The sequence below is a fragment of the Okeania sp. SIO2F4 genome (assembly GCF_010672385.1).
Taxonomy (GTDB): Bacteria; Cyanobacteriota; Cyanobacteriia; order Cyanobacteriales; family Microcoleaceae; genus Trichodesmium.
On sequence record NZ_JAAHGT010000473.1, the window covers coordinates 1 to 7,380 of the forward strand.

Here is a 7,380-nt window from a genome sequence, read left to right on the forward strand (position 1 = left end):
ATGCAGAATAACGTTGGTATCAAGGATAAAGACCTTTTTTTTCATATTCGGTTGCAATCCTTTGGTTAAGGTTTCAAAAATTAGAGCAAGTCCAACAGCAAAAAAGATTAATGGTAATTGATACTAGAGTAGAAAATTATCGCCAGTTAGCTGTAGGAGTTACTCCACAAACAAAAGTTGTTTTAATTGACCCTAACCGTGACGGTATAGAACAAATTACCCAACTTTTATCTGACTATCCAACTAATAGTTTGCACATTGTTTGTCATGGCGATCCTGGTATTTTATATCTAGGAAAAACACCTATAACCGAGCAAAATCTCCCCAAATATACTGGATATCTCCAAGAATGGGGAATTGTCGATCTATTGCTCTATAGTTGTAATATTGCCAGTAAATCGAATAACTTTATCCAACTTTTACATCAACTAACTGGAGCCAATATTGCTGCTTCAAAACATCAGGTGGGCAACCCATTAAAAGGTGGAACTTGGAATTTAGAAAGTCGCATTGGTTCGGTTACTTCACAGATAGCTTTTTTACCAGAAATTATTAAATATTATTCTGGAGTGTTTCACGGCTTACAATTCTATCTTGGTCAAGATGAAACAGGTAAAGTCAGAGCCTATCTTGGTAAAGATGATAGCGTGAGTAATGGCTACACCAATCTATTTTCTGACGACTATCTTACTTTAGGGCAAGTTGGGGTTTGGGATGACCGAGTAGTAGAAGAATTAGATACTGCCTTTGACTATCGCTACACTGATAACGCATCCTATTTTCCTGGTTTCACACCACAGGTAGATATGTTCTACGATACTCCTGTAGATGGGAGTCCAGCCGATGATTCTTTCGATCGCGAACGCAATACTTATTTCCAAGTCAACTTTCTTGATGAGCTAAAGGTCTGGGATGGTGAAAGTTTTGTAACCACAGGTGGAGAGGTGATGACCTGGTATCAAGAAAACTGGTTAGTCAATGATGAAGGTGAATGGTATGTAGAATTCGTAAATGAAGTCACTACAGGGGAAGCTGTTGTAGAAGGAGAGCCATACTATTATGCAGAATATGACCAGGCAGGTAATGACCACTGGCATTATGTCATGGAATTACAGGCAGGTACTTCACCTACTGGTATTGATGACGGACTTTATCTGTTGCCAGTGGAGGTTGAGACTAACATTCCTGGTAGCATTCCTTCCGATCCTGTTTATATTCTCTACAATCAAAATCTCTCTCCCGCCCCCGATGCAGACCAAGATACTATTCTGGCAGCTCAAAACTATCTGCTGGAAAACTTCGGTATGACTGAACCAGCTCAAGAATTTAAAGCCTTCTTAGACAGCAGTCAAAATGGAGTAGAGTCAGACGCTACAGGAGTTGCAACTTTTAGTCTCAATGCCGAACAGACAGAAATAGAATATACGATTCAATTCAATGGAATCGATCTAATTGAAGACCCCGCAGAACGTACCACCGATAATGCTGTTACCAAAATTCACTTTCACCACCGCGACTATGGCACTAATGGCAGTCATGTTTTGAATATCTTTGGGGCACCATCCGTAGATGATGATGACATTGAGATCGACTACGAAAATGAAACAATTACAGGTAAATGGGATTGGTCGGATGCTGCTGCCAATTTTGCTCGCCATTCTGAACCTAAGTCTGATGGGGTTTATGGTGACTGGACAGCTCCTGAATTAGAAATTGAAGTTGTTGAAGCTTACGATGATGGTACTTTAGGTATCAAACTACTAGATGGGGAACCCCGAGACGAACTCAACATTTTTGAGGGAACTCAGCTCAACTTTGCCAACGGTGCAACAGTTGAGATAACACAAAACATTACTATCTCTAAGACAGAAAGCAGCATAGTTGCAGCAAGTCTACTAGCAGGAGACGATGTTCCTACCGGGGAAATAGCGATTCTACCCACCGCTCAAATGCCGGGAACTCAACCAGTGACAACCTCTCTATTTAACCTATTTCATGGGAACCTCTACGTTCAGGTGCATACAAACCAAAATCCTGAACCTGGTGACATTCGGGGTCAAATATTACCGGTGAGAACTGTGGAGGATGCAGAAGATGGGGTACTTCCTGGCGGTACGAGTAATGAATTATTTGAATTGAATGCTGCTGATGTGGGAGGTCTGGAGATTCAAGAAGTAGCTGGTCGCGAAACTTTGACTCTTGAAGGTATGGAAACTTCTATGTCAGACCTGCATCGAGAAGATACGGATCTAATTATAGATGTCAACCAAGATGGCAGTTTCCAAACAGCAGACGATCTGACCCTGAAAGACTTTTTTGCAGAGGAAGCAGGAGAAGTTGGCACAGGTTATATTGAGTTAGTTGATGAGATTTCTGGTTCTGAAATTTTAACAAGTATATCTTCTAGTTCTAACGACCTACTCCAGGGAACTTCAGCAGACGATATTGAGCAAGGTAACGGTGGTAACGATATTATGTTTGGCTTTGCTGGTAATGACGAACTCTATGGCAACCGGGGTAACGATAGTATCAATGGTGGTGATGGTGACGATACTCTCAAAGGTGGTTATGAAAACGATACTCTGAAAGGGAATGATGGCAATGACACCTTAATTGGTTGGCTGGGTTTCGATGCTTTACTTGGTGGCAGTGGAGAAGATAGTCTGAGTGGCGGTCTCGGTCGCGATCGCCTCAATGGAGGAAAGGATGACGATATTCTCAGTGGTGGAGCGAGTAAGGATAAATTTATCTTTGCTGCTAATAAAACATTTAGCGAAGCAAATTTAGGCGTGGATGAAATTACTGATTTTGTATCTGGACAAGATCGAATTATCTTGGATGTGACTGTGTTCACTGCCATTGTAACTACTCCTGGAGAAAGTCTAGATAGTAGCGAATTTGCTGTTGTGGATAGTGAAGCAGATGTATTTACCGCTGATGCTACGATCGTTTATGACTCTGCTAATAGTACCTTATATTACAATCCTAATGGTATTGAGAATGGCTTGGGAGAAGGCGATCGCTTTGCTGTTTTCTCTAATGGAGTATCTTTGGAGGCAGATGATTTCCTAGTTAGAGCTTGACGCTATTGGGTTTAATTTTATTAGACCTCTGGTGGAAAAGAGGGAGTAGGGAGTAGGGGGAAATAATTGATGATTTATCTCAACGTTGGTTGAAGACCCGCGCTCCCCTACAGGAGAGCGTCGCATGGGAAAACCAATCAATGTTGCAGTTCTAACAATAGTATGCTATGGCTTTGTTGTATGAAAGCATATAGCTACCGCACAAGATCCAAGCATATGTACTTCAGACTTCTACAACTATTGTCCAACAGATGAATAAAACATCAATCTTTGATATAAAAAGGCTAAAACTCTTACCTATAAAGGCTTTGAGGCAATTAACTATTGGACAACAGATGAATAAAACATCAATCTATAGAAAGAGGGTGATATAGCTGCCACTAGGTTCACCTTTCATGTCGGGGACAACCGAAAAGGGGAACGGATCTTCTATCGATACTTTCATGCAACAAAGCCGTATGCTATAGTAAAAATAATAAGGCTGCTAGGCTAGCAGTGTCTAGGGGAGCCGTCGGATTGGCGACGTACTGTGGAGCGCGCCTTTAGACCAAAAAGAGGTTCGGCCTTGGAGGCAGGTGCGTTAGAAGCAGAAAGCCCCTATTCAGTGATGTTAGGGAATCCCGCGATGCCCTTGTAAGCGCAACGTCGGGAGGATGTCAAGCCCGATAATTGATTTGATTTTTAATTATCACCAGATATCTATTAAACAAAAAAAGACCCCACTTAAAATTAGTGGGGTCTTTATTAATCAACTTATAAATTATCAAAATTAACTGGATTTATCCTGGCCATTATGATGATTATTTGTTGATTCTGATGGAGATAAAGCTAGTGCAACTTTTTGACTGACTTCTGCTTCCTCCTCTGGGGTTAATTTTTCTTTTTCAGTTTCTATACGCTCTGCTTTTTTACGCTCTGCTGCTTCTTGCAAATCTTTGAGGGAAATAATTCCACTTCTGGGGTCTTTTCCTTCTCGTTTTGCTTTGAGAGCAGCACGGTTAGTTGAGTCTATTACTGCTTCACGAATTTCCCGGCCACAAATATCCTGAATTTTTGCTAATTCATCAACTGACACATCATCACTTAAGGGTAATTTAGTGGGGAAATGACGTTGCCAAATTTCACGGCGACATTTTTCATCTGGCATGGGAAAATGGATATGTCGTATTCTTGTATTAAATGCTTTATCATAATTTTCAACTAGGTTGGTGGCAAAGATTACGATACCTTCAAATTCCTCTAAACAGATTAGCAATTGACTTCTCATGGAATTTATTGCTTGTTCGGAACCCGTGTTGACTTCAGTTAATCTTTTTGATAACAAAGAGTCAGCTTCGTCAATAAAGAGTAATGCGCGATCGCGTTGTGCTGCATAAAAGATTGCTTTGAGTTGTTTTGGTCCTTCACCGTGATATTTGCTTTCGATGTCGGCGTAACTTGCTATTAAAATTTGCTTACCTAAACGCTCTGCTATTGCGTGCGCTGCTAGAGTTTTTCCTGTTCCTGATGGACCATAAAAATTGAGAATGGTACGGGGGTAAGGTTGAATTTCCTTTAATCCCCATTCTTCATAAACGATAGATTCTACTTCTATTGCATCAACAGCAAACAGCAAATTTTCAGCAACTTCTTCAGGAACAATTAACTGTTTGAAGGAATAAAGAGGTTTTTGGCAATGGTATTGTTGAGCTAGTTTTTTGATTACATCTTCGTCATTTTCTCCAGTTTCATTACTAGCGTTTTTTGTGGTAGTAGAAGGTTGATTTTGTGACTTTGGTGCTTCACCTAAAACAAGTTCTACTTTTTGCCCAGTATTCTCTATACCATCAATAGCACGATTAATTCTGGTACGGAAAACAGCCATGTCTGATGCTGGAATTTTATCTAGTTCACCAGAAACATGAATGGTTACAGAATTGGGATTTTTCATCTTGAACAATAATCTCCTAATTTGTCAAAAGTTGAAAAAATAGGGGATGTGATTTTTCACCCCCTAGTCACGGAAGTCAGAAGTTAGAAGTCAGAAGTCAGAAGTGAAAGCAAATGTAGGTTGGGTTGAACGACAGTGAAACCCAACACAAGTAATAGTTTTTTTTGTTGGGTTTATCCTACGGATAAGCTCCGCTTTTCATGTCGCGCAGCGAAACGTTCTTCAACCCAACCTACGTTGACTTTGCTAGACTTGTGGAAATCCAAAGATTAATACAGTAACTACCTTTGTGAAATTTGGTTATGACTTACGCATGAACGCTATTGGTAGGGTGTGTTAGCGGTAGCGTAACGCACCGAAACCCTAGATATATTGTCAGTGCGTAATTCCTGTTGGTATTATTGGTGTTGGGTTTCGTTCCTCAACCCAACCTACGTTGACTACGCTTTCTTGAGTTAGCTAATCAACAACACATCAGACTGTCGAAGTTTGGAACTAACATTAGAGTCCACATTTTGAGCTTTTATCTTCCATGCGTCACGAACTTTGTTGGTGCGCTTATTCCAAACTCCTCCAATATGACTACAGTTCCCAGCAGAAATGGCTTTTGTGACAAAGCCAACATCATCCTCGTCTACATAGTTATCTGTTGCCCAGTCCTCAAGCAAATCAACTAGAGCAACAATAGTCAATAAGTATATTGAGATGACGTAAGCACCTAGTAGCAAAGTAGTCAATCCCCATATAATCAAAGAAGAAATAGGTTCTACCATTTTATAAACTCCTTATTCGACGATAATTACATTATTGTTATCAAAGGTTTCGAGAAGTTCATCGTCTATTTTTTTTACGACAAACTTACGACCTAAAACTTGACCATGAGCATCACGCACCACGCGATCGCTTTTATCCAGGAAGACCTGAATAATTACTTCTCCTTGACTGTCTGGTTTTCGGAATACCACGCCTTTGTCAATATCGGGATGGTCAGAATGTTCGGGAAACCATTTAATGACTTCATCAAATGTGGCTTCTTCCTGAATTTGCTTTTGAGTTGGTAATAGATTTAACAACTCTTCTTTTAAGGATCTACCCCGGTGAACAGCTTTCGCGTTTACGACTAAATTAGGGTTATTGCCCAAGAAAAAATCAAGAAAGGTGTTTAACATATTTAGTTTTCAAGGTACAATAAGTTTTTAACTCTATAAATAATTTAAGCGTACCTAGTCTTTAAATAGGTCATAAAAGTCTACTAAAATCTAAATAGCAAAAACTTCAATTTGTCACAAATGTCACAATCACCAAACCCAGAAAATGAACTAAAACTTGAAGAGGCAATCGAGTTTCTTGAGTCATCACTGGGAATAACACTAGATCCTATTTACGAAAGGGAAATATTTAAAGCAGCTTGGGAAGATATAACTTATGACACTATAATAGTTGCACATAAGAATTGGAAAGATGGAACTTTAAGGAATACAGCTTCTAAGTTATGGAAAAACCTTGGAGAAGTATTAGAAAGAGAAGTAAGTAAAAAGAAATTGAAGACAGTAGTGGAGTTAGCATGGAAATCGCGACAAGCACAACTCCAACAACAACGATCTCCACGACTGCTTCCCAACTGGCAATACCCTCAACTCCTTGACTCTCTAGCTAAACATCAAGACGGAGTTGGTTCTGTTACTATCAGTCCAGATGGCCAAACTCTAGCCAGTGGTAGTTGGGACAATACTATCAAGCTTTGGGACTTGGAAAGTGGGGAACTACAACGCACTCTCACCGGACATTTACAAGATGTAGCATCTGTAATTTTTCTAGATCAAAAAACACTCCTAAGTGCTAGTTATGATCGGACTATCAAGCGATGGCATCTCAACACGGGGGAACTGTTAAGTAGTTTCAATCAGTCTCCTAATTTCACTTTCAATGGGCATTCAAGAAACATTGAGTGCTTTGCTCTGAGTCCAGATGGACAAGTTTTGGCAAGTGATAGTCATGACCAAACTGTTAAACTTTGGGATATTTTTACAGGGCAAGAAATTCATACCTTTTGTTGCCATGCAGAAGAAGTAATTTCTATTGCTTTCAACCAGGATGGATGGATTTTAGCTAGTGGCAGTATGGATGGTGGAATTAAGCTTTGGGATCTCAAGCAGCGTAAACTCAAGAAAACTCTGTACAGTGATTTAGGATGGGTTATTTCTCTTGCGTTTAGTCCGGATGGCAAAACTCTTTTTAGTGGCAGTCAAAATGGAAAAATTGAAAAATGGGATTTAGATAGTGGAAAACGAATAGATACTTTAGATGGGCATTCGGGGGCAGTTTTTTCTCTTGCTTTTAGTCCAGATGGTCAGACTCTAGCTAGTG

General features: G+C 40.0%; 5 protein-coding genes. 2 read left to right on the forward strand and 3 right to left on the reverse strand.

The genetic code is table 11. The annotated features are described in order from the left end of the window. The first annotated feature begins 110 nt into the window (after positions 1-110). On the forward strand, positions 111-3,083 hold the full coding sequence (locus tag F6K22_RS25115; protein ID WP_293104246.1) for a DUF4347 domain-containing protein: 2,973 nt from the start codon (positions 111-113) through the stop codon (positions 3,081-3,083). A gap of 769 nt (positions 3,084-3,852) precedes the next feature. On the opposite strand, the gene F6K22_RS25120 is transcribed toward F6K22_RS25115, so the two are convergent. From F6K22_RS25120 to F6K22_RS25130, 3 genes are all read right to left on the reverse strand, one after another. Continuing rightward, positions 3,853-5,013, reverse strand: a complete 1,161-nt coding sequence (locus F6K22_RS25120) for an ATP-binding protein (protein ID WP_293104249.1) — start codon at positions 5,011-5,013, stop codon at positions 3,853-3,855. Positions 5,014-5,468: 455 nt separating this feature from the next. After that, positions 5,469-5,786 (reverse strand): hypothetical protein, encoded by a 318-nt coding sequence (locus F6K22_RS25125; RefSeq protein ID WP_293104252.1) that lies wholly within the window; start codon positions 5,784-5,786, stop codon positions 5,469-5,471. Positions 5,787-5,798: 12 nt separating this feature from the next. Further along, positions 5,799-6,182 carry a hypothetical protein gene (locus F6K22_RS25130; protein WP_293104255.1) on the reverse strand — a complete coding sequence of 128 codons (384 nt, stop codon included), beginning with the start codon at positions 6,180-6,182 and terminating at the stop codon, positions 5,799-5,801. Positions 6,183-6,302: 120 nt separating this feature from the next. Here F6K22_RS25130 and F6K22_RS25135 point away from each other — a divergent pair. Then, positions 6,303-7,380 (forward strand): WD40 repeat domain-containing protein (locus F6K22_RS25135; protein WP_293104258.1); only part of this gene is annotated, 1,078 nt, incomplete at its 3' end.

Bases quoted from the DNA above. Each gene is read 5' to 3' on its own strand.
- F6K22_RS25130 (WP_293104255.1), bottom strand. From the start codon at position 6,182: ATGTTAAACACCTTTCTTGATTTTTTCTTGGGCAATAACCCTAATTTA.
- F6K22_RS25120 (WP_293104249.1), bottom strand. From the start codon at position 5,013: ATGAAAAATCCCAATTCTGTAACCATTCATGTTTCTGGTGAACTAGAT.
- F6K22_RS25125 (WP_293104252.1), bottom strand. From the start codon at position 5,786: ATGGTAGAACCTATTTCTTCTTTGATTATATGGGGATTGACTACTTTG.
- F6K22_RS25115 (WP_293104246.1), top strand. From the start codon at position 111: ATGGTAATTGATACTAGAGTAGAAAATTATCGCCAGTTAGCTGTAGGA.